Consider the following 18,185-nt stretch of genomic DNA (forward strand, 5'->3'; position numbering starts at 1 on the left):
GAGAAGACCCCATGACCGAAGCCTATATCTATGACGCCCTGCGCACCCCGCGCGGCAAGGGCCGCAAGGATGGCAGCCTGCACGAGGTAACCTCGGTGCGCCTGTCTGCCCTGACCCTGAACGCGATGAAAGAACGGAACAATCTGGAAGGCCACGCCGTTGAGGACGTGATCTGGGGCAACGTCACGCAGGTGATGGAGCAAGGCGGCTGTCTGGCGCGCTCGGCAGTTCTGGCTTCGGATCTAGATGAATCGATCCCCGGTCTGGCGATCAACCGTTTCTGCGCCTCGGGCATGGAAGCCGTGAACTTGGCTGCAAACCAGGTCAAAGGCGGCGCGGGTGAAGCCTATATCGCAGGCGGTGTCGAGATGATGGGCCGCGTGGCCATGGGTAGCGACGGTGCGGCGATTGCCGTTGACCCGTCTTTGGCGATGGAAACCTATTTTGTGCCGCAAGGTATCTCGGCCGACATCATCGCAACCGAATATGGGTTCAGCCGCGATGATGCCGATGCTCTGGCCGTTGAATCCCAAAAACGCGCAGCAGCGGCTTGGGAAGACAATCGGTTTGAAAAGTCGGTGATCACCATCAAAGATCAGAACGGTCTGACCATTCTGGACCGCGACGAGTACATGCGTCCCGGCACAGACATGCAGTCGCTTGGCGCGCTGAACCCGTCTTTCGCAATGATGGGTGAGCAGATGCCGGGCTTCGACAAGGTGGCGATGATCAAATACCCGCATCTTGAGCGGATCAACCACATACACCACGCGGGCAACAGCTCGGGCATCGTGGACGGTGCGGCCGCTGTGCTGATCGGCAATAAGGAGTTCGGCGAGAAATACGGCCTTAAGCCGCGCGCGCGCATCAAGGCAACTGCCAAGATCGGCACTGATCCGACCATAATGCTGACCGGTCCGGTTCCGGTGACTGAGAAAATTCTGGCCGACAACGGAATGAAAATCGGTGATCTGGACCTTTTCGAAGTCAACGAAGCCTTCGCCTCGGTCGTGCTTCGGTTCCAGCAGGCGTTTGATGTTGATCCGGCGCTGGTTAACGTCAACGGCGGCTCGATCGCGATGGGTCACCCGCTGGGTGCAACCGGCGCGATGATTATCGGTACGCTGCTGGACGAGCTGGAGCGTCAGGACAAGGAAACCGGTCTGGCCACGCTCTGCATCGCATCCGGTATGGGTGCGGCAACAATTATCGAGCGCGTCTGATGCCCAAACTGGATCTTTCTCAGATACCGTTCAAAGGCGGTTCATCTTATCCCGGCAAGTTAGCCGAGGCCACCGCGGGTCGTTTTGTCCAGCGCGTCGGAGATGCAGGCGGGCTGACCCAATACGGGGTCAACATCGTACGTTTGGAGCCCTCGGGGCTATCCTCGCTGCGCCATTACCACATGGAGCAGGACGAGTTTGCCATCATGCTCAGCGGCAAATGCATGCTGATCGATGATGATGGCGAGCATGAGATGCTGCCCGGTGACTGCGCCGCTTGGCCTGCAGGTGAGACCAATGGCCATCACCTTGTGAACAAAACCGACGCGCCCGCAACCTTTCTGGTGGTGGGCACCCGGACCCCGACAGAGACCGGCTATTACAGCGATATAGACATGATGGTGAAAGATGATGAGAACGGATTCTCTTTCACTCGCAAGGATGGCAGCCCGCTGACGGCTGACCAGATTGGAGATGACAATGACTGATTTCACCCTCAGCAAAGACGCCGATGGCGTCGCCTTCATCACCTGGGACGTTCCCGGCAAATCCATGAACGTCCTGTCGCGCGAGGCCTTCACTCTGGTCGGTGATCTGATCGATCAGGCGCTGGCGGATGATGAGATCAAGGGCATCGTTATCACCAGTGGCAAAGAAGGGTCGTTTGCAGGCGGCATGGACTTGAGCACGCTCGCCACGATCCGACAGGAGGCCGGCGACGAACCCGCGCAGGCACTGTTCGATTTCGTCATGAGTGGCCATAACATCCTGCGTCGGCTGGAACTGGCAGGCATGGACCCCAAGTCCAAAAAAGGCGGCAAGCCGGTCGCCTGTGCCATCAACGGCACCTGCGCAGGGATCGGGACCGAGATCGCATTGGCCTGTCATCACCGTGTGATGACCAGCAATCCGAAATCCAAGATCGGCCTGCCTGAGATTCTGCTGGGTATCTTCCCCGGTGGAGGCGGCACCATGCGCTACAGCCGTATGGTCGGCGCAATGGCGGCGGCACCCGTCTTGCTTGAAGGCAAGATGATGGACCCGAAGAAGGCCAAAGGCGCACAACTGATCGACGCGGTGGCGGATGATCCGGTTGCGGCGGCCAAGGAATGGGTACTGAACGCCAAGGAAGCTGATCTGGTAAAGCCGTGGGATGCCAAGGGCTACAAGATGCCCGGCGGCGCTCCCTACCACCCCGCCGGTTTCATGACCTTCGTGGGCGCAAGCGCCATGGTGAACGGCAAGACCCAAGGTGCCTTCCCGGCAGCCAAGGCTCTACTGAGTTCGATCTATGAAGGCGCGCTGGTTGACTTTGACACCGCCTTGAAGATTGAGGCGCGCTGGTTCACCAATGTGCTCATGAACCCGTCCTCGTCGGCGATGATCCGGTCGCTGTTTCTGAACAAGGAGGCGCTGGAGAAAGGCGCAGTGCGGCCCAAGGATGTACCCGATCAGCGGGTCAAGAAAGTCGGCGTTCTGGGCGCGGGTATGATGGGTGCCGGTATCGCGTTAGTCTCGGCACAGGCCGGGATGGAGGTTGTGCTGATCGACCGCGATCAGACGGCTGCCGACAAGGGCAAAGCCTATAGCGAAAGCTACATGGATAAAGGGATCAAGCGCGGCAAAGCGACGGCTGAGAAGAAAGAAGCCCTGTTGGCCCGTATCACCGCCACGCCCGATCTGGAGCACCTGAAAGGCTGCGACCTGATCATCGAAGCGGTGTTCGAAGACCCCGGCGTCAAGGCTGAAATGACCAAGAAGGTTGAGGCGATCATCCCCGAGGATTGCATCTTTGCGTCGAACACCTCGACCCTACCGATCACAGATCTGGCCAGGGCCAGCGTACGGCCCGAGCAATTCATTGGCATCCACTTCTTCTCACCGGTCGAGAAGATGTTCCTGGTCGAAATCATCAAAGGCAAGGAAACCGGTGATCGTGCTGTCGCCAAGGCGCTGGACTATGTGCGCCAAATCCGCAAGACACCGATCGTGGTCAATGACGCGCGCTTCTTCTACGCCAACCGCTGCATTATTCCTTACATCAACGAAGGTCTGCGGATGATCACCGAAGGCGTCAGCCCTGTTCTGATCGACAATGCGGCGCGTCAGTTGGGCTTCCCCGTAGGACCCATTCAGCTAAACGACGAAACCTCGATTGACCTGGGGGCCAAGATCGCCCGCGCTACTAAGGCAGCTATGGGCAACGCTTACCCGGAAAATCCGGGCGATGATCTGATCTTTTGGATGGAAGAACAAGGTCGTCTGGGTCGCAAGGCCAAAGCAGGATTCTTCGACTATGACGACAAGGGCAAACGCGTCGAGTATTGGAAGGGCCTGCAGGACAAATACCCACATGCCGCAAACCAGCCCGACCTGATCGAAGTGCAGGAACGTCTGATGTTCGCGCAGGTTCTGGAAGCCGTCCGTGCGCTGGAAGAAGGTGTTCTGGAAGATATCCGCGAGGGCGACGTGGGTGCGATCCTTGGCTGGGGCTTTGCCCCGTGGTCCGGTGGCCCGCTCAGCTGGTTGGACATCATTGGTACGCCCTACGCCGCCGAACGCTGCGATCAACTTACCGAAGCCTATGGTGAGCGCTTTACCTGCCCGCCGCTGCTGCGCGAGATGGCGGAAAAAGGTCAGAGCTTCTATGGCCGCTTCAACCCCGAAGCACAGGCCGCCTGAACAAAGACAGCAGGCGCATGAGCCCATGCGCCTGCTTCATACTCAAACACCTACTATTGCAGCTGCCATTCAGGCCGCAGGAACAGCGCAGGCATATTGGGCCGCCCCGGTCGCCCGGGTCGACGTACGCCCAATGCCGGTCGGATCGGGAAAATTGGCTCTTGCGGAATGGGTGCAGGTAACGCAGCCAACGGGTTGGTTAAAGCCGAAAGGTTCCCTTTGCCCGTCACGGCCTCGATCAGAAGATCGGCGTGTTCAGCATCCGCGACTTCATAGGCCTCAGGGTTTCGACTTGACCCGGTATTCATGCGACCGGACGGGCAATAAGCCTGAAATCCGCCCTCGATAAAAACCAGCTCATCCTCGTCAAAGAATAATGACGTGACATCGAATGACTGCGCAGGCGTGCTGGATTCAAGACGCCCCACCCCGCTGAGCATTCGAGCTGGAATGATCGAGACCCCCTCGATTCCAACACCAAGCTTGCCTTGATCCAATGCCATACCCTGTTCCGGCATCAGCCAGACTGGGCGCCCATTATAAGCGGCTCGGGATGGCACAAGGATCGGCAGATGCTCGGGCCTGCGTTCGTCTCCCGGCACCACGATCCGGTCGACGCAAACGCGCCTCAGTTCTTTGAACCCATGGTCCCGTGTCCGCACCAGATCGCCTGCAACTAGTCTTTCGACCCGTTTCCAGCCCCCTGTTGTGGACACTTTGGTTCCGTGCAGCAATCCCCCACGACGCGCTGATGCGGCCTGTCCCACAAAGGCCTGTCGGCCTTTAACTTCACGTTTCGAATACCCCGAAACACTCACTAACTCTAACACGTGCCGTCCCCCTGTTGGCACCTTCACACAACTCAGAAGGTCTTAGAGTTGTGCCTCAATTGGACTTAGTTTTGCCACATTTGAGGCCAAATTAGGTCAGTTTCGCCGCAATTTACTGGTTTTGAATAAACAAATCAGTATTCCGAGCGAGCTTTGATATGCATTTCGAAACGATGCTAAGAGGGATACAAGCCGATTCTATTCCGTTCTTACTGCGCCGCCTGCTGTAGCGAGGATAACCGCCGCTCCCGCCACCCAAGCAGCACTCCGGCAGAGGCGATCATGCCAATGCCGATGATTTGCATCTGCCCGACGGACTGCCCAATCGCCACCCAGGCAAAGAGCGGGCCAAATATCATGACCGAGTATTCAAAGACTGCGACATATGATGGCTCACCCAGTTGATAGGCTTTGATCAGCATAAAAACGGCAATTGTTGAGCCCACGGCCTGAACCACAACCCAAGGCAACGCGTCTTGCATCGGCCAAACCCAACCGCGCATCGCAAAGCCATCCGGCCCGACTGGCACGCCAACCGGAAACACGGCAAGCCAGATCAGTCCGATCGCCCCTGCAAGCCCCAGCGTGACAACCATCGCCGCAAGCAGCGCAACAGTGCTTTCGTCGGAACAGTGGGTACGCGTTACAACAGCGCTGAGTGCGTAAAAGAAGCCACCAGCGACTGGCAGTAGCGTCTTTACGTCAAATGATGTCGGGTCCGGCTGCAATACGCACAGAATTCCCGAAAACCCCAATAAAACAGCCACGATCCGCCAGGGACCTATGCGCTGCTTCAACAAAAGGGCCGAAATCAACAGCACGAATATCGGCGATGTGAATAACCCGGCAAGCGCCTGAGCGATGGGCATCAATGCCAGCGCGCTGAAATAGAAAAGCATTGCCAGCGTGATCAACACGCTGCGCACCGCGACGACACCAATCCGCCGGGGTCTCAAGGTGCCCAAACCCGATATCGACAACACCGCGATCAGCGGCAGCATCAGTAAGGCGCGACTTAGGTGAAACTGCCAAAGCCCCACGCTCTCGGCCACGCGGATCACGAAATTGTCGATCACGCCGATAATGGACATGGCCGCAACCATCAGCAACGACGCCATGATTGAATGGGTTTGTTGTTGTGACTGCATCCGCGCCTCTGCCCTTAATCAGCCCGTTCTGGCCGAAACTTACCCGGCACACTCAGCACATTTCACAAATACTGCGCAACAGGTTTGCGCCGCTGGTTTTCGCCATGCTAAGCTTGGCGCAAAATAATATTCGAGCAGCATTACCCGATGACCGCACTCAAACAGTACCAGCGGATCGAAGCCACCGGTCTGTGGCGTCCCTCGCCCGATGAGCAACGGCGCGAAGTAGTCGTATCGATTGGTGAAGCCACTCTGACGATTTCTGACTTCAATGACAGCGCGCTGACCCATTGGTCGCTGGCGGCGCTAGAGCGACAAAACCCCGGAACCTATCCCGCGATATTCAATCCCGACGGCGATCCCGGCGAAACACTGGAGCTTGCAGAATCTGAAACCACAATGATCGAAGCAATTGACCGGCTGCAGCGCGCCATCGACCGTGCCAGACCACATCCCGGACGGCTGCGTTGGCTCAGCGTTGCAGGGGTTGTTCTGGCGGTCTTGGCAGTGCTTTTGTTTTGGCTACCCAGCGCACTGCAGCGCCATGTTGTTTCGGTAGTGCCAGAGGTCAAGCAACAAGAAATCGGCGATGCAATCCTGCAGCGGATCGAAAGGGTGTCAGGCAAGGCTTGCTCTTCGCCTGATGCGCAAGCGTCGCTGGATCAGCTGGCGCGCCGCACCGGTGTCCGCCAAATCGTGATCCTACCAGCAGGTCTGCCTGACAGCCTGAGCCTGCCGGGTGGAACCGTACTGCTAAACCGGGCACTGGTCGAAGATCACGAAGACCCAGCCGTTGCCGCCGGATACATCATAGCCGCGCGCGCGCGGGCAACTCAGCAGGAACCGCTGGACGATCTGTTGGACCGTACAGGCCCGAGTGCCGCATTTCGGTTGCTGACCACCGGCGAATTGACGCCCGAGATCGTGGACACCTACACCGAGCAGGTTCTATCCGGTCCACAGCCGCAGCTAAGCGATGACGTGCTGCTCGCGGTTTTTGCACAGACCGCCCTGCCCTCGACCCCATACGCCTATGCGCTTGATATCACAGGCGAGTCCGTTCTTGGATTGATAGAAGCCGATCCGATGGCGGGTCGTACTTTGGAACAGGTACTGCCCGACCGCGATTGGGTCCGGCTACAGAATATCTGCGGGCAATAGCACCTATTTGGTCCCGAACATCCGGTCGCCAGCGTCACCTAGTCCAGGCATAATGTAACCCTTTGAGTTCAGCTCACGATCCAGCGCGGCCGTGACGATTTTGACATCTGGGTGCGCCTCTTTCATGCGCGCGACGCCCTCGGGGGCAGCCAGCAGGCATAGAAAGCGGATATCTTTCGCCCCCTGCTTTTTCAGCAAATCAATGGCCGCAGCCGAGCTGTTGCCGGTTGCCAGCATCGGATCAACAGCAATGACCAAACGGTCCGTCAAACCCTCGGGAGCTTTGAAATAGTATTGGACCGGCTTTAGCGTCTCTTCATCCCGATAAAGCCCCACGAACCCCACTCGGGCAGAGGGGATAAGCTCCAGCACGCCGTCCAGCATCCCGTTTCCGGCCCGCAGGATCGATACCAGCGCCAGTTTCTTGCCCGCCAGAATGGGTGCGTCCATTTCTTCCATCGGGGTTTCGATATGGCGGGTGGTCAGCGGCATCTCGCGGGTGACCTCATAAGCCAGCAAAAGCGTGATCTCGCGCAGCAACTGCCGGAACACTGCGGTTGAGGTGCCTTTGTCCCGCATGAGCGTCAATTTGTGCTGCACCAATGGGTGGTCGACGACGGTCAGGTGATCGCTCATGATGTCTCCAGTCTTTTCTTGACCCGCGCGCGGGTCTCTTCATCGCAAAAGGCCGCGTTCAGGGCTGTTTCATTCAGGGCAGCAAAATCTTCGGCTTGCCAGCCGAACGCTGCATTCAGCATCTCATATTCGCGCCGCATCGTGGTATGAAAAAACGGCGGATCGTCAGTGGATACCGTGACGTTGACGCCTGCATCACGCAATTTCGCGATGGGATGGGCGGCAAAATCAGGAAACAGTCCCAGGACCACGTTTGAACCAGGGCAGACCTCAAGCGTAGTGCCCCGATCAACTAACTCGTACACAAGATCCGGGTCTTCGATGGCGCGGACGCCATGGCCTACGCGCTCGACCCCCAGATCACGGACGGCATCCCGAACACTCTCTGGACCGCCAAATTCACCGGCATGGGTCGTCAATCGCAACCCAGCCTCGCGCGCGCAGTCAAAGGCCCATTTGAAATCGCCCTGCGTTCCGACGGATTCGTTGCCGCCCATTCCAAATCCGGTAATCCAGTCACCTGCGGTTTCAGCCGCACAATGAGCGCTGGCCTTGGCTTGCTCGGGTCCAAAATGGCGCACGCAAGTGATGACACCACGCAGGGTGATCCCGAATTTGCGCTCGGCCTCGTCTGCGGCGTCCTGAATCGCAGTCAGGTAATCCTTCCATGCATGCAAATCGCCACCGCCGCAGAAATCCGGGCTAAGGAATGTTTCGGAATACACCACACCATTCGCGGCGCTCTCTTCCAGAATTGCCAGCGTCAGGCGGCGGAAATCTTCGGGCGTTTTCAGCACCTCGCACGCAGCCTCATAAACGCTAAGGAAATGGGCAAAGTCGCGGAAATCATAAGAGCCGTCGGGTTTGAATATCCCGCTCAGGTCCACTCGTTTCTCATGGGCCAGTTGGCGTATGAAGCTAGGCGGAGCGGCGCCTTCATGGTGCAAATGTAATTCGATCTTAGGCAGGTCAGCGACTGTCATATAAAAGTCCTTCCCGGCCCTTGCACCGGTATGTTCAGGTGGTGCGCGATACTGGCGGCGATATCGGCAAAGTTCACGGGACCGATCTCGCCCATGCCCTGCCCTGCGATCAGCACGGGCACTTGTTCACGGGTGTGGTCAGTGCCGCTCCAACTGGGGTCGTTGCCGTGGTCTGCGGTCAATAGCATCAGATCACCGGGGCGCAGTTTTTGTAGGATCGCGCCAATTTCACGATCGAACCATTCCAGCGCACGGGCATAGCCGCTGATATCGCGCCGATGGCCATACAGACTGTCGAACTCGACAAAGTTTGCAAATGTCAGACTGCCCTCTTCCGCCTCATCAACGAGGTCCGAAAGGTGGTGCATCAACTCTGCGTCCGAACCCTTTCGCAGCGTGTCGATCCCCTGCATTGAAAATATATCGCCAATCTTGCCCACCGCATGCACACGGCGACCGGCATCCTGTGCCCAATTCGTAAGAACGGGTTCAGGTGGAACGATGGCAAAATCCTTGCGGTTGGTTGTCCGGGTGAACCCCTTTTCGGGCGTTCCGACAAACGGCCGGGCGATAACGCGGCCCACTTTCATCTCGTGCAATCGCGGCGCAAGGGTGCGGCACATATCCAGCAGGCGGTCGAGCCCAAAGCTGTCTTCATGGGCGGCAATCTGGAATACGCTATCGGCAGACGTGTAGCAGATCGGCCAGCCGGTACGTATATGCTCGGCCCCCAGTTCCGAGATGATCGTCGTCCCCGAGGCATGGCGATTGCCCAAAATACCGTCGGTCCCTGCGGCCTTGGCAGCGGCTATACTTAGGGTTTCGGGAAATGCGGGTCGGGTGTCCGGGAAATAGTGCCAATCCCATGGCACTGGCAAACCTGCCAGTTCCCAATGCCCCGAAGGCGTATCCTTGCCGGGTGAGTGTTCACGGGCGCAACCCCAAAGCCCCGTGGGCGCAGCCTCAAGGCCCGGCGTCGGTGCGCCCGAGGCCAGACGGGTCGCCGCCCCCAGCCCCAAGGCATCCAGGTTGGGCAGTTGCAACGGTCCGCTCCGCCCTTCTTCCGCGCGCCCCTCGGCACAAGCTTGTGCTATGTGAGCCAATGTATTCGCGCCTGTATCGGGTTTGGTGCCGTTGTAAAACTGATCGGCATCCGGCGCGCCGCCGATACCAACCGAGTCCATTACCACAAGGAAAGCGCGGCTCATGCGCAGATCCTTTCGTGGATTTGCGGCGGTTGCGCGACCGGTTCGTCACTCAGCGAAATAGCATCCAATACCACCGCCGCAGCCCTTTGCGCCGCATCTTCCCGCCCCGCATGAACAACCGCCAACGGAGCGCCTTTGGTCACCTTATCCCCGACCCTCAGAATGCCCGACAGGCCAACCGCCGGATCAATCTCATCGCTCTCGATCTGGCGCCCACCGCCTAGGGCCACAACCGCGAGGCCCAGCGCCTCGCCATCAATAGACGAGACATATCCGCCATGCGGAGCGTGAACTTCCCGGATCACATTGGCCTCCGGCAAAAACCGATCCCATGTGTCAACGAAATGCACCGGTCCACCCACGGCAGCCATCATGCGTCCGAACCGTTCGGCTGCACGGCCGTCGCGGATCACTTGGGTTATTCTGGCGTTCCCTTCCTCTGCCGTAGCGCACATACCGGCATCCGCCATGAGAACGCCCCCCAACTCGGCCGAGATTTCCGCCAAAGGCGATCCCTGCCCGCTGGTTAGCGCCTTCATCACCTCAGCCACCTCCAGCGCGTTGCCCAGCGCGGACGCAAGGGGCTGACTCATGTCGGTGATCACGGCGGAAGTCCGGCAACCAGCGGCATTAGCTGTTTCGGTCAAGGCCTGCGCCAAATTGCGTGCCTCATCGAGTGTCTTCATGAACGCGCCGCTGCCCACCTTAACGTCCAGAACCAACGCATCCGGGCTAGCCGCCAGCTTCTTGGACAGGATTGATGCCGTAATCAGGTCAAGGCTCTCCACCGTCGCCGTCACATCGCGCACCGCATACAGCCGCTTGTCCGCAGGGGCGATCTGGCCCGTTGCCCCCACGATGGCTGCCCCTGTGTCTTTCAGCACTTGCGTCAGTCGCGCCTGCCCGATCTGAGTGGTCACTCCCGGTATGGCCTCGAGCTTGTCCAGAGTGCCCCCGGTATGGCCCAGACCACGCCCCGAGATCATCGGCACATACGCCCCGCATTCCGCCAAAGCCGGGGCAAGCAGCAGGCTGACGCAATCGCCAATGCCACCGGTCGAATGTTTATCGACCACCGGCCCGTCCAAATCCCACGTCAGCACCTCGCCGCTGTCGCGCATGGCAACAGTCAGATCAGCCCGCCCATTGGCCCCCAGACCGCCCATACAGACAGCCATCGCAAAGGCCCCGGCCTGCGCGTCACTGACGCCACCATCGGCCAGGCCTTGCGCGAACCACATTAGTTCGTCGCCAGTTGGTACTTCCTGACGGCGAAGTTTGGCGATGATCGAGCGCGCATCCATGAAGTCAGACATCCTCCATATGCGACGCGTCGAACGCACCGGGCAATAGATCGGCAATCGTGGTTTTGGTTTCCAGACCATCAACCGTCGCCATCGTAACGACCACATCCCCATTGCCGAATTCGGCCAGTTTCTGACGGCATCCACCACATGGGGGCACCGGCTGCGGGCTGCTGGCGACCACGTAGACCTCGGTCAGTTCTTTTTCACCAGCGGCGACCATTGCCGCGATTGCCCCGGCCTCGGCGCACGTACCTTCGGGGTAAGCAATATTTTCGACATTGCAGCCAAAATAGATCACACCTGAACTGGACCGGATCGCCGCCCCGACCTTGAAATTCGAATAAGGCGCGTGGGCATTTTCCCGAACGGCCAAAGCTGCATCTTTCAAAGACATGGCGAATCCCAATTTTTGATCATCTGGTCAGAATATCATACCCTACTGGAAAGCGACGGGGGAATTGAAGCCCCCTTGACGCCATTATCCACTTCTTCATGGCCCTAACCCAACGTCGTGTTGAAGGTCCCCGGCAAAGTCACCTCAAGCAGTTCCACATCCTGCGAGGGCTCCGACAGCCGCGTTCGCATTCCCGGCGGGATGACGAAGGCATCGCCCTGTTCCAACTGATAGGGCTCGCGCCCTTCACCCTCAAGTGTCACCTCGCCGGTTATCACGAAGGTAAAGTGTATGTCGGTGTCGTGGCTGGCCCATTGAGGGTTACCCTCGCCCCGGCGCACGACCTGAACGCCCGCCACGCCTTTGGTATTCTCGGCAATCGTCGTGTCACGACAGATGTAACCGGGCAAACGGAATGGCACCCATTCTGCCCCGTTCGCCTGATTGTAAACGAACCGCTGCCCATCCCATTCCCGATCCGGGCGGAAATGCGGTGTGGGCAGTTCCATCTCATGATCAATCTCCGTGACATGCTCGGCTGGGACACCAATCTCGATCACCTGAACGTTGTCTGACGCTTCCAGCACGCGGTGGCGGATTTCAGGCGGCTGAATAAAGCAATCGCCTGCCGTCAGGCGCATCTTGTCGCCCTGATCTTCGTAGACCACATCGACCCAGCCGTGGATGCAGAAGATCAGCTGAAATCCGACTTTGTGGAAATGCACCATATCGGGCACAGGACCACCATCTGGGATACGTATATGGCTGGCGATAATCGATCCGCCCAGCCGGTCCGGCACGAGATCGCGATAGTGCATCCCTGCCCGTCCAATGATCCACGGCGCCTGATCCATGAGCCTACGGACAACAAAAGAGTGGACCGTATCCGGCATGACCAGCGGCGGGTTCAACTCGTCAATCTCGATCCGGGTGCCGTTTGGGGCTACAAGACTTCTTTGACCTTCTGCAAAACCCTCTGGATCGGATGTCAGAATGCGCAACGTTCCCGCCGCTTCAGCTGCATCTTTCTCGACCCGCAAGCGCAGACCGTGACCAGAGAACACGGCAACCCGAGGGTCATCTGCCGGATAGATCATATCCATCCGCATCCCCAGTACCTTGGTATAAAACGGGATATCGTTGCGCAGTTCCTGCGTCGGCAGTCGGATTTCAGCGCGCGTGAGGGAGTCGCCGGTATTGCTGGTCATTCTGTTTCTCTTCGGATTTTGGTTTTGGCCATCCGATCAGAACAGCAGCCAAAATGCCAATCGAAAAGTACATCTCCAGCGTTTCTTCCATCACGAACAAACGTGTAGCCATCGCAACCGAAAGGTATTCGTCGAACAATCCGCTGATTTCCTCAAGAAGCTGAGCCAGCACCGCAACACTTCCGGCCAGGAAAAAAATCATCAAAAAAGGCGCGCGGATCTTAAGTGCCTTAATTCCGTTCGGTATCCCATTCCAGAGCAATCCACCAATGACGATCGCAGCCAAAGCGATCCTTACTGCAGTCACATCAAGCAATAAATCAATCCAGTTTAGCACCACGAAAGGCGCGCTGCCTTCTGTGTACACCTCTGCCTCCAATTCGCGCTCGGCCAACAGCAGGCAGACCAATCCGATATACAGCCGCGAGATGCCTCGGAAACGCGTCAACGCGACCAGCCCGGAAACCAGTAACGCAGTGGCCGATATCGTCTCAATCAACCCACCTTCTTGGTTGAAAGCCGCAGCCGCTTCGGGCCAAATCATAACCACAAAAAGAAATGAAACCGCCGAAACAAGCACAACAAAGAAGACATTCCGATTGGCACCAATCCTGATTGAAGGGTTGGCAAATTGCGCACTAGCACAAGCTTTGTCTTCATGACGCATGATAAGGTCCGCCGCTTCTGGTGTCCGTCAGGTTCCCCGGAATTGGCTGTACATAAAAACGATGCAGCAACTCTCAACCAACGTTTCGTTAACGTATCCGTGAGACCTGTCTCTGACTTCGGTCCGAGGCGACATAGCCAAGCGCTGAGAAATAGTTTAACCATCAAACGAATATTGGAACGGAGTTGTATTACCGATGTCTGACACACCGAACCTGAGACAGGCCGCGCTTGACTATCATGCGCATCCAAAGCCCGGAAAGCTTGAGATCAAGGCAACCAAACCAATGGCAAATGGTCGGGACCTTGCGCGGGCATATTCGCCAGGCGTCGCCGAAGCCAGTCTTGAGATAAAGGACAACGCCGCCAATGCTGAGAAATACACGGCCCGCGGCAATCTTGTTGCAGTTGTGTCAAACGGCACCGCAGTTCTGGGCCTTGGGAATATAGGCGCATTGGCCTCGAAACCGGTGATGGAAGGCAAGGCCGTCCTGTTCAAAAAGTTCGCAGGCATCGATTGCTTTGATATCGAGGTGGATCAGCCTGACCCAGAAAAGCTGGCAGATATCGTCTGTGCTCTGGAGCCCACATTTGGCGCGATCAACCTTGAAGATATCAAGGCACCGGATTGTTTTATTGTCGAAAAACTGTGCCGGGAACGGATGAACATCCCGGTGTTTCATGACGATCAGCACGGCACGGCAATCGTTGTTGGTGCCGCAGCGAAGAACGCCCTGTATGTGGCAGGAAAGAGCTTCGAGGATATCAAAGTAGTTTCGACCGGCGGCGGTGCTGCCGGGATCGCCTGCCTCAGCATGTTGGTGAAGCTCGGCGTCAAACGCGAGAATATCTGGCTCTGTGACATTCACGGGTTGGTCTATGAAGGTCGCGCCGAGGATATGAACCCGCACAAGGATCAGTTCGCGCAGAAAACCGATCTGCGCACTCTGGATGATGTGATCGGAGGTGCCGATCTGTTTCTGGGGCTGAGCGGACCAAATGTGCTCAAGCCTGAGATGGTCGAGAAGATGGCCAAGACCCCGATCATCTTTGCGCTGGCCAACCCAACTCCGGAAATCCTGCCACAGGCGGCGCGCGAAGTTGCCCCTGACGCGATCATTGCAACCGGTCGCAGCGATTTTCCGAACCAAGTGAACAATGTGTTGTGCTTCCCGTTTATCTTCCGAGGCGCCCTGGACGTAGGCGCGACTGAAATCAACGACGAGATGCAGATCGCCTGCGTCGACGGCATCGCCGACATGGCTCGCGCGACGACCAGCGCCGAAGCCGCGGCGGCCTATAAGGGTGAGCAGCTGACTTTTGGTCCAGATTACCTGATCCCAAAACCCTTCGACCCGCGCCTCGTTGGGGTCGTTTCCTCATCGGTAGCACAGGCTGCTATGAAGAGCGGGGTCGCAAAACGACCCATTGATGATCTTGAAGCCTATAAAGAACGCCTGAACCAGACCGTGTTCAAATCTGCGCTGCTGATGCGGCCAGTGTTCGAAGCCGCAGCCGTCGCATCGCGTAGAATTGTCTTCGCAGAAGGCGAAGACGAACGTGTTTTAAGGGCTGCGCAAGCGATATTGGAAGAAACCACAGAAACCCCGATCCTGATCGGGCGACCGGACGTGATCAGCGCACGGTGCGAAAGGCTGGGCCTGACAGTACGACCGGGGCAGGATTTTCAAATCGTGAACCCTCAGGACGATCCCCGTTACTACGATTATTGGAATTCGTACCATCAAATAATGCAGCGTCGGGGGGTCACTCCGGATCTGGCCAAAGCCATCATGCGGACCAACAATACCGCGATTGCAGCAATCATGGTGCATCGCGGTGAGGCAGACAGCATGATCTGTGGCACTTTTGGTGAGTATCGCTGGCATCTTAACTATGTCGAACAGGTTCTGGATGATGGCGATTTGCGCCCGCATGGCGCGCTTTCGCTGATGATTCTGGAAGATGGCCCTCTGTTCATTGCAGACACGCATGTAAGACAATTGCCGACACCAGAAGAACTTGCCGAATCCACCATTGGAGCTGCTCGTCACGTGCGGCGGTTCGGGTTGGAACCCAAGATCGCATTTTGTTCGCAATCGCAATTCGGCAATCAGGCCGAGGGATCAGGCAAGCGGCTGCGGGCTGCGCTTGAAATTCTCGATTCCGAGCCACGCGACTTCAGCTATGAAGGCGAGATGAACCTTGATCTGGCTTTGGATCCTGAATTGCGTGCACGTATCTTCCCGAACTCGCGTTTGGAAGGCTCTGCAAATGTCCTGATCTTCGCCCATGCGGATGCGGCAAGCGGTGTGCGCAATATCCTGAAGATGAAAGCGGACGGGCTTGAGGTAGGTCCAATCCTCATGGGAATGGGAAACAAGGCGCATATCGTAACGCCCTCGATTACGGCCAGGGGACTGCTGAACATGGCGGCCATCGCAGGTACGCCAGTCGCGCACTACGGATAAGCCCAGCGCCAATATCATTACGTATACATGACCGGGCACCAGATTAGGTGCCCGGTTTGATTCTTTTAGCGCCAGCACATTTGCAGCAATAAATTTGCAGATTTGCAAATCCTTACATATGACGCTCAGAAGTCTGCTCAGATCAGAGGATTTGCAAAAATTTGCAAGCCAAACTGCAAGGTTCTGCAAAGATTTTGCGATAAACTGACGCGCCGTTATGCGCATCGCTTGCTCGAAACATCCACGATGCCTAACACATAGCACAAGGAATTTGGGAGGAGGCCATTATGGCATATCAGGACGTCTACGAGAGCTGGAAGAACGACCCCGAAGCATTCTGGATGGATGCAGCCAAGGGGATCGATTGGGTTCAAGCGCCCAGAAAAGCTCTGTTTGACGACAATGCGCCTCTTTACGAATGGTTCAGTGATGCCAAGGTAAATACGTGCTGGAACGCGGTTGATCGCCATGTGGAAAATGGTCGTGGTGAGCAAACCGCGATCATCTATGACAGCCCCATTACTCATACCAAACGCGAAATCTCATACGTCGAGTTGCGCAATCGGGTTGCTAATCTGGCTGGCGCGCTCCGTGCAAAAGGTATTGAGAAAGGTGACCGCGTCATCATCTACATGCCTATGATCCCCGAAGCGCTGGAGGCAATGCTGGCTTGCGCCCGGCTAGGAGCAGTGCATTCAGTGGTATTCGGCGGCTTTGCCAGCAACGAACTGGCCGTACGTATCGACGATGCGAAACCCAAGGCGATCATCGCTGCCTCATGCGGGATGGAGCCGGGACGCGTTGTGCACTACAAACCTCTGCTGGATGGCGCGATCGATCTGGCCACCCACAAACCCGAGTTTTGCGTAATATTCCAGCGCGAGCAGGAAGTCGCACAACTAATCGAGGGTCGCGACGTCAACTGGCACGGATTCCAATACGGTACGGAGCCCGCAGAATGTGTACCAGTCAGCGGCAATGATCCAGCCTATATCCTCTATACATCCGGCACCACTGGTGCGCCCAAAGGCGTCGTGCGCCCGACTGCCGGCCATCTGGTCGCGCTGAACTGGACGATGAAAAACATCTACAATGTCGATCCGGGAGATGTGTTCTGGGCGGCTTCGGATGTCGGCTGGGTCGTTGGCCATTCCTATATCTGTTATGCCCCGCTGATCCACGGCAACACGACGATTGTTTTTGAGGGCAAGCCCGTCGGAACACCTGACGCCGGAACTTTCTGGCGCGTGATATCCGAACACAAGGTCAAAAGCTTCTTCACTGCCCCAACTGCCATTCGTGCCGTAAAACGCGAAGACCCAAATGCAGAATTGATGGCGAATTACGATCTATCCTGCCTTAAGGCTCTGTATCTTGCAGGAGAGAGGGCTGATCCAGATACGATCATCTGGGCGCAGGATGCGCTGAAAGTTCCGGTCATCGACCATTGGTGGCAAACCGAAACTGGCTGGACCATCGCTGGCAACCCGCTCGGAATCGAAGAGCTTCCGGTCAAGCTGGGATCACCTGCCAAGCCTATGCCGGGCTATGACGTTCAGATCCTGGACGAAGGCGGCCATCCTATGAAACCGGGCGAGTTGGGCGCGATCGCAGTCAAACTTCCGCTTCCGCCAGGCACATTGCCAAACCTATGGAATGCTGAGGCGCGCTTCAGAAAATCCTACCTTGAGCATTTTCCCGGCTATTACGAAACCGGTGATGCGGGCATGATCGACGAAGATGGGTATCTCTATATCATGGCCCGTACCGATGACGTGATCAACGTCGCCGGGCACCGACTTTCGACGGGCGGGATGGAAGAGGTGTTGGCCGCCCACCCCGATGTGGCAGAATGCGCCGTGATTGGGGTTTCTGATCAACTGAAAGGCCAGATGCCCGTAGGTTTCCTGTGCCTGAATGCCGGATCCGACCGGAATCACGCGGAGGTGGTAACCGATGTGGTCCAGATGGTTCGTGACAAAATCGGCCCAGTCGCTGCGTTCAAGAAAGCAGTGGTGGTGGATCGTCTGCCCAAGACACGCTCGGGCAAGATCCTGCGTGGTACGATGGTGTCGATCGCGGATGGGAAGGCGTATAAAATGCCTGCCACAATCGATGACCCAGCAATTCTGGACGAGATCACGGTGGCCCTGCAAACTATCGGCTACGCGCAGTAATTTCACGGTACGATCAAGCGGAGCGCCTTACGGCGCAATCGATTTGCGCTGTCGCGCGTGTGCGAGGCTCTGCCTCGCGCTCCGAGATATT

General features: G+C 57.3%; 15 protein-coding genes. 6 read left to right on the forward strand and 9 right to left on the reverse strand.

Annotation, left to right across the window (positions count from 1 at the left end; genetic code table 11):
• The first annotated feature begins 11 nt into the window (after positions 1 to 11).
• The 3 genes from ACR0AH_RS10060 to ACR0AH_RS10070 are packed head-to-tail and all read left to right on the forward strand — an operon-like array spanning position 12 to position 3,905.
• Positions 12 to 1,223 (forward strand): acetyl-CoA C-acetyltransferase, encoded by a 1,212-nt coding sequence (locus ACR0AH_RS10060; protein ID WP_170420896.1) that lies wholly within the window; start codon positions 12 to 14, stop codon positions 1,221 to 1,223.
• On the forward strand, positions 1,223 to 1,711 hold the full coding sequence (locus ACR0AH_RS10065) for a cupin domain-containing protein (protein WP_170594818.1): 489 nt from the start codon (positions 1,223 to 1,225) through the stop codon (positions 1,709 to 1,711). Before ACR0AH_RS10060 ends, ACR0AH_RS10065 begins: the two co-directional genes overlap by 1 nt.
• On the forward strand, positions 1,704 to 3,905 hold the full coding sequence (locus ACR0AH_RS10070; protein ID WP_480591786.1) for a 3-hydroxyacyl-CoA dehydrogenase NAD-binding domain-containing protein: 2,202 nt from the start codon (positions 1,704 to 1,706) through the stop codon (positions 3,903 to 3,905). Before ACR0AH_RS10065 ends, ACR0AH_RS10070 begins: the two co-directional genes overlap by 8 nt.
• A gap of 53 nt (positions 3,906 to 3,958) precedes the next feature.
• On the opposite strand, the gene ACR0AH_RS10075 is transcribed toward ACR0AH_RS10070, so the two are convergent.
• Together ACR0AH_RS10075 and ACR0AH_RS10080 are read right to left on the reverse strand one after the other, a co-directional pair.
• Positions 3,959 to 4,735 (reverse strand): Hint domain-containing protein, encoded by a 777-nt coding sequence (locus ACR0AH_RS10075; protein WP_480591789.1) that lies wholly within the window; start codon positions 4,733 to 4,735, stop codon positions 3,959 to 3,961.
• A 209-nt stretch (positions 4,736 to 4,944) separates the two neighbouring features.
• Positions 4,945 to 5,883, reverse strand: coding sequence for a DMT family transporter (locus ACR0AH_RS10080; protein WP_480591792.1), 939 nt, complete (start codon positions 5,881 to 5,883; stop codon positions 4,945 to 4,947).
• Positions 5,884 to 6,030: 147 nt separating this feature from the next.
• Between ACR0AH_RS10080 and ACR0AH_RS10085 the strand changes: the two genes are divergently transcribed.
• Entirely contained in the window at positions 6,031 to 7,044 is a 1,014-nt protein-coding gene (locus ACR0AH_RS10085) for a hypothetical protein (protein ID WP_170420887.1), read from the forward strand.
• A 3-nt stretch (positions 7,045 to 7,047) separates the two neighbouring features.
• On the opposite strand, the gene upp is transcribed toward ACR0AH_RS10085, so the two are convergent.
• From upp to ACR0AH_RS10120, 7 genes are all read right to left on the reverse strand, one after another.
• Positions 7,048 to 7,680, reverse strand: coding sequence for a uracil phosphoribosyltransferase (gene upp, locus ACR0AH_RS10090; RefSeq protein ID WP_480591795.1), 633 nt, complete (start codon positions 7,678 to 7,680; stop codon positions 7,048 to 7,050).
• On the reverse strand, positions 7,677 to 8,663 hold the full coding sequence (locus ACR0AH_RS10095) for an adenosine deaminase (protein WP_170732891.1): 987 nt from the start codon (positions 8,661 to 8,663) through the stop codon (positions 7,677 to 7,679). Before ACR0AH_RS10095 ends, upp begins: the two co-directional genes overlap by 4 nt.
• Positions 8,660 to 9,871, reverse strand: a complete 1,212-nt coding sequence (locus tag ACR0AH_RS10100) for a phosphopentomutase (RefSeq protein ID WP_170732892.1) — start codon at positions 9,869 to 9,871, stop codon at positions 8,660 to 8,662. Before ACR0AH_RS10100 ends, ACR0AH_RS10095 begins: the two co-directional genes overlap by 4 nt.
• Complete coding sequence (locus ACR0AH_RS10105) at positions 9,868 to 11,175, reverse strand: thymidine phosphorylase (protein WP_170733100.1); 1,308 nt, start codon at positions 11,173 to 11,175, stop codon at positions 9,868 to 9,870. The genes ACR0AH_RS10100 and ACR0AH_RS10105 overlap by 4 nt, the downstream gene beginning before the upstream one ends.
• Before the next feature lie 4 nt (positions 11,176 to 11,179).
• The gene (locus ACR0AH_RS10110) at positions 11,180 to 11,572 is read right to left on the reverse strand and encodes a cytidine deaminase (RefSeq protein WP_170391936.1); all 393 of its coding nucleotides are present in this window, start codon (positions 11,570 to 11,572) and stop codon (positions 11,180 to 11,182) included.
• A gap of 104 nt (positions 11,573 to 11,676) precedes the next feature.
• A complete protein-coding gene (locus ACR0AH_RS10115; RefSeq protein ID WP_480591798.1) occupies positions 11,677 to 12,780 on the reverse strand; it encodes a cupin domain-containing protein in 1,104 nt (367 codons plus the stop codon).
• Entirely contained in the window at positions 12,743 to 13,447 is a 705-nt protein-coding gene (locus ACR0AH_RS10120) for a hypothetical protein (protein WP_480591801.1), read from the reverse strand. The genes ACR0AH_RS10115 and ACR0AH_RS10120 overlap by 38 nt, the downstream gene beginning before the upstream one ends.
• A 196-nt stretch (positions 13,448 to 13,643) precedes the next feature.
• Here ACR0AH_RS10120 and ACR0AH_RS10125 point away from each other — a divergent pair, with 196 nt between their 5' ends.
• Together ACR0AH_RS10125 and prpE are read left to right on the forward strand one after the other, a co-directional pair.
• Entirely contained in the window at positions 13,644 to 15,917 is a 2,274-nt protein-coding gene (locus tag ACR0AH_RS10125) for an NADP-dependent malic enzyme (RefSeq protein WP_170401318.1), read from the forward strand.
• Positions 15,918 to 16,204: 287 nt separating this feature from the next.
• Positions 16,205 to 18,094: a propionate-CoA ligase PrpE gene (gene prpE / locus ACR0AH_RS10130; RefSeq protein ID WP_170732896.1), complete on the forward strand. Its 1,890-nt coding sequence runs from the start codon at positions 16,205 to 16,207 to the stop codon at positions 18,092 to 18,094.
• Positions 18,095 to 18,185 lie beyond the last annotated feature (91 nt).

It is taken from the genome of Ruegeria sp. AM5, from assembly GCF_056540645.1.

Excerpts from the sequence above, each read along its gene's own strand:
- ACR0AH_RS10060 (WP_170420896.1), top strand. The coding sequence starts at position 12 with ATGACCGAAGCCTATATCTATGACGCCCTGCGCACCCCGCGCGGCAAG.
- ACR0AH_RS10065 (WP_170594818.1), top strand. The coding sequence starts at position 1,223 with ATGCCCAAACTGGATCTTTCTCAGATACCGTTCAAAGGCGGTTCATCT.
- ACR0AH_RS10070 (WP_480591786.1), top strand. The coding sequence starts at position 1,704 with ATGACTGATTTCACCCTCAGCAAAGACGCCGATGGCGTCGCCTTCATC.
- ACR0AH_RS10080 (WP_480591792.1), bottom strand. The coding sequence starts at position 5,883 with ATGCAGTCACAACAACAAACCCATTCAATCATGGCGTCGTTGCTGATG.
- ACR0AH_RS10085 (WP_170420887.1), top strand. The coding sequence starts at position 6,031 with ATGACCGCACTCAAACAGTACCAGCGGATCGAAGCCACCGGTCTGTGG.
- upp (WP_480591795.1), bottom strand. The coding sequence starts at position 7,680 with ATGAGCGATCACCTGACCGTCGTCGACCACCCATTGGTGCAGCACAAA.
- ACR0AH_RS10095 (WP_170732891.1), bottom strand. The coding sequence starts at position 8,663 with ATGACAGTCGCTGACCTGCCTAAGATCGAATTACATTTGCACCATGAA.
- ACR0AH_RS10100 (WP_170732892.1), bottom strand. The coding sequence starts at position 9,871 with ATGAGCCGCGCTTTCCTTGTGGTAATGGACTCGGTTGGTATCGGCGGC.
- ACR0AH_RS10105 (WP_170733100.1), bottom strand. The coding sequence starts at position 11,175 with ATGGATGCGCGCTCGATCATCGCCAAACTTCGCCGTCAGGAAGTACCA.
- ACR0AH_RS10110 (WP_170391936.1), bottom strand. The coding sequence starts at position 11,572 with ATGTCTTTGAAAGATGCAGCTTTGGCCGTTCGGGAAAATGCCCACGCG.
- ACR0AH_RS10115 (WP_480591798.1), bottom strand. The coding sequence starts at position 12,780 with ATGACCAGCAATACCGGCGACTCCCTCACGCGCGCTGAAATCCGACTG.
- ACR0AH_RS10120 (WP_480591801.1), bottom strand. The coding sequence starts at position 13,447 with ATGCGTCATGAAGACAAAGCTTGTGCTAGTGCGCAATTTGCCAACCCT.
- ACR0AH_RS10125 (WP_170401318.1), top strand. The coding sequence starts at position 13,644 with ATGTCTGACACACCGAACCTGAGACAGGCCGCGCTTGACTATCATGCG.
- prpE (WP_170732896.1), top strand. The coding sequence starts at position 16,205 with ATGGCATATCAGGACGTCTACGAGAGCTGGAAGAACGACCCCGAAGCA.